Annotated in this window: 3 protein-coding genes; all 3 read left to right on the forward strand. The window is 66.6% G+C overall.

What is annotated here, in order from left to right; translation table 11 throughout:
* Positions 1-1,702, forward strand: a 1,702-nt coding sequence (gene scpA, locus KIT86_RS24650; RefSeq protein WP_297403316.1) for a methylmalonyl-CoA mutase, incomplete at its 5' end; no start/stop codon positions are given.
* Positions 1,699-2,703 carry a methylmalonyl Co-A mutase-associated GTPase MeaB gene (meaB, locus tag KIT86_RS24655; protein WP_297403317.1) on the forward strand — a complete coding sequence of 335 codons (1,005 nt, stop codon included), beginning with the start codon at positions 1,699-1,701 and terminating at the stop codon, positions 2,701-2,703. The genes scpA and meaB, both read left to right, overlap by 4 nt.
* 26 nt (positions 2,704-2,729) lie before the next feature.
* A partial coding sequence (locus KIT86_RS24660) for an acyl-CoA carboxylase subunit beta (RefSeq protein WP_297403319.1) occupies positions 2,730-3,707 on the forward strand: 978 nt, incomplete at its 3' end.

Raw genomic sequence — 3,707 nt, forward strand, 5'->3', positions numbered from 1 at the left:
TCCGCTGGACAAGGTCAGCGTCTCCATGACCATGAACGGCGCGGTGCTGCCGGTGCTGGCGGGCTATGTGGTGGCGGCGGAAGAGCAGGGCGTGCGGCAGGACCAGCTCAGCGGGACGATCCAGAACGACATCCTCAAGGAGTTCATGGTCCGCAACACCTACATCTTCCCGCCTGAGCCATCGATGAAGATCATCGGCGACATCATCGAGTACACGGCTCAGCACATGCCGAAGTTCAACTCGATCTCGATCTCGGGTTACCACATGCAGGAAGCCGGCGCCAACCAGGCGTTGGAGCTGGCCTTCACGCTGGCCGATGGCAAGGAGTATGTGAAGACCGCGATCGCCAAGGGCATGGACGTGGACGACTTCGCCGGGCGCCTGTCCTTCTTCTGGGCGATCGGCATGAACTTCTACCTGGAGATCGCCAAGATGCGCGCGGCGCGGCTGCTGTGGACGCGCATCATGAAGGGCTTCAACGCCAAGAACCCCAAGAGCCTGATGCTGCGCACGCACTGCCAGACCTCGGGCTGGTCGCTCACCGAGCAGGACCCTTACAACAACGTGGTGCGCACGACCATCGAGGCCATGGCCGCGGTGTTCGGCGGCACGCAGTCGCTGCACACCAATTCGTTCGACGAGGCCATCGCCCTGCCCACCGAGTTCAGTGCGCGCATCGCGCGCAACACGCAGCTCATCATCCAGGAAGAGACGCACATCACGAACGTGGTGGACCCCTGGGCCGGCAGCTACATGATGGAGAGCCTCACGCAGGAGATGGCCGACAAGGCCTGGGCGATCATCGAGGAGGTCGAGGCCATGGGCGGCATGACCAAGGCGGTGGACAGCGGCTGGGCCAAGCTCAAGATCGAGGCCGCCGCGGCGCAGAAGCAGGCGCGCATCGACTCCGGCAAGGATGTGATCGTCGGCGTCAACAAATACAAGCTCAAGCAGGAAGACCCGATCGAGGCGCGCGACATCGACAACATGGCGGTGCGCGACGGGCAGATCGCCCGCCTCAAGCAGATCCGGGCCACGCGCGATGCAGCGAAGGTGCAGGCCGCGCTGGAGGCGCTGACCGCCGCGGCCGACAGCGGCGAGGGCAACCTGCTGGATCTGTCGATCCGCGCCATCCGCCTGCGCGCCACGGTGGGCGAGGTCAGCGATGCGCTGGAGAAGGTTTACGGGCGCCACCGCGCCGATACACAAAAGGTGACCGGTGTGTACGCAGCTGCCTACGATTCCGCCGAGGGCTGGGAAGCCCTCAAGACCGAGATCGACGCCTTCGCCGCGGAGCAGGGGCGCCGGCCCCGCGTGATGATCAGCAAGCTGGGCCAGGACGGCCACGACCGGGGCGCCAAGGTGGTGGCCACGGCCTTCGCCGACCTCGGCTTCGACGTGGACATGGGGCCGCTGTTCCAGACGCCCGAGGAGTGTGCGCGCCAGGCGATCGAGAACGATGTGCACGCCGTGGGCGTGTCAACCCTCGCCGCGGGCCACAAGACGCTGGTGCCGGCCATCATTGCCGAGCTCAAGAAGCAGGGCGCCGACGACATCATCGTGTTCGTGGGGGGTGTGATTCCGCGCCAGGACTACGACTTCCTGTACGAATCGGGCGTCAAGGGCATCTATGGCCCGGGCACACCGATCCCGGCGAGCGCCAAGGATGTGCTGGAGCAGATCCGGAAGGCCCAGGGGTGACCCCTCGGGCATTGCTTGAAGGCATCGTGCGTGGCGAACCCGCCACGCAGCGCCGTGCCATGGCCAAGGCCATCACGCTGCTGGAGTCCACCCGGGCGGACCACCGGGCCCAGGGCGACGAGTTGCTCACCACCTTGCTGCCGCACACGGGCCGTGCGCTGCGCCTGGGCATCAGCGGCGTCCCGGGCGTGGGCAAGAGCACCTTCATCGAGGCGCTGGGCCTGTACCTGATTGAAAAAGGGCACCGCGTGGCGGTGCTCACCATCGACCCGTCCTCTTCGGTCTCGGGCGGCTCGATCCTGGGCGACAAGACCCGCATGGAAAAGCTTTCGGTGCACGACCGGGCTTACATCCGGCCCAGCCCGAGCAGTGGCACGCTGGGCGGCGTGGCCGAGAAGACGCGCGAGGCCATGATGGTCTGCGAGGCGGCCGGCCATGACATCGTGATCGTCGAGACCGTGGGCGTGGGCCAGAGCGAGACGGCGGTCAGCGGCATGACCGACATGTTCGTGCTGCTGCAGCTGCCCAACGCGGGCGACGATCTGCAGGCGATCAAGAAGGGCGTGATGGAGCTGGCCGACCTGGTGGTCATCAACAAGGCCGACCTCGATCCCGATGCCGCCACGCGCGCGCGCGCCCAGATCACGTCGTCACTGCGCCTGCTCGGCCTGCACGGCCACCCCGAACACGCCCACCACGACGACGGCCTCTGGCATCCCCAGGTGATCCAGCTCAGCGCCCTCCAGGGGCGGGGCATCGATGCCTTCTGGGCCGAGGTCTCGCGCTTTCGTGCGCTGCAGACGGCCAACGGCCAGCTCGCCCGGCGCCGCCAGCAGCAGGCCCGCGCCTGGATGTGGGAGCGCATCGATGCCGGCCTCAAACAGCGCTTCCGGGCGCACCCATCGGTGCGCGCGGAACTCGACGAAACCACCCGCCGCGTGCTGGCGGGCGAACTGCCACCGTCCACCGCGGCGCGCCAGTTGCTGGACCTTTTTGACTGACCGATCGTTTCCTCCGGAGAACCACCATGCAGGACATCCTTGAACAACTCGAACGCAAGCGCGCCGCGGCGCGGCTGGGCGGTGGCGAGAAGCGCATTGCCGCGCAGCACGCCAAGGGCAAGCTGAGCGCGCGCGAGCGGCTGGAGGTGCTGCTCGACGAGGGCACTTTTGAAGAGTGGGACATGTTCGTCGAGCACCGCTGCACCGACTTCGGCATGCAGGACAACAAGATCCCGGGCGACGGCGTGGTCACGGGCTACGGCATGATCAACGGCCGCCTGGTGTTCGTGTTCAGCCAGGACTTCACCGTCTTCGGCGGCGCGCTCTCCGAGGCGCACGCCGAGAAGATCTGCAAGGTGATGGACCAGGCCATGAAGGTCGGCGCGCCGGTGATCGGCCTGAACGACTCGGGCGGTGCGCGCATCCAGGAGGGCGTGGCCTCGCTCGGGGGCTACGCCGACGTGTTCCAGCGCAACGTGATGGCCTCGGGCGTGGTGCCGCAGATCAGCATGATCATGGGGCCCTCGGCCGGTGGCGCGGTGTACTCGCCGGCCATGACCGACTTCATCTTCATGGTGAAGGACTCGAGCTACATGTTCGTCACTGGCCCCGAGGTGGTGAAGACGGTGACGCACGAGGAGGTCACCTCCGAGGAGCTGGGGGGCGCCATCACCCACACCACCAAGAGCGGCGTGGCCGACCTGGCTTTTGAGAACGATGTGGAGGCGCTGCTGATGCTGCGCCGTCTCTACAACTACCTGCCGCTCAACAACCGCGAGAAAGCGCCGGTGCGCCCCAGCGGCGACCCGATCGACCGCATGGAGCTCAGCCTGGACTCGCTGGTGCCCGACAACCCGAACAAGCCCTACGACATGAAGGAGCTCATCGTCAAGACGGTGGACGACGGCGACTTCTTCGAGCTGCAGCCCGAGTACGCGAAGAACATCCTGATCGGCTTTGCCCGCATGGACGGCCAGACGGTGGGCATCGTGGCCAACCAGCCG

The organism is Hydrogenophaga sp., from assembly GCF_026125825.1.
Classification (GTDB): Bacteria; Pseudomonadota; Gammaproteobacteria; order Burkholderiales; family Burkholderiaceae_C; genus Hydrogenophaga.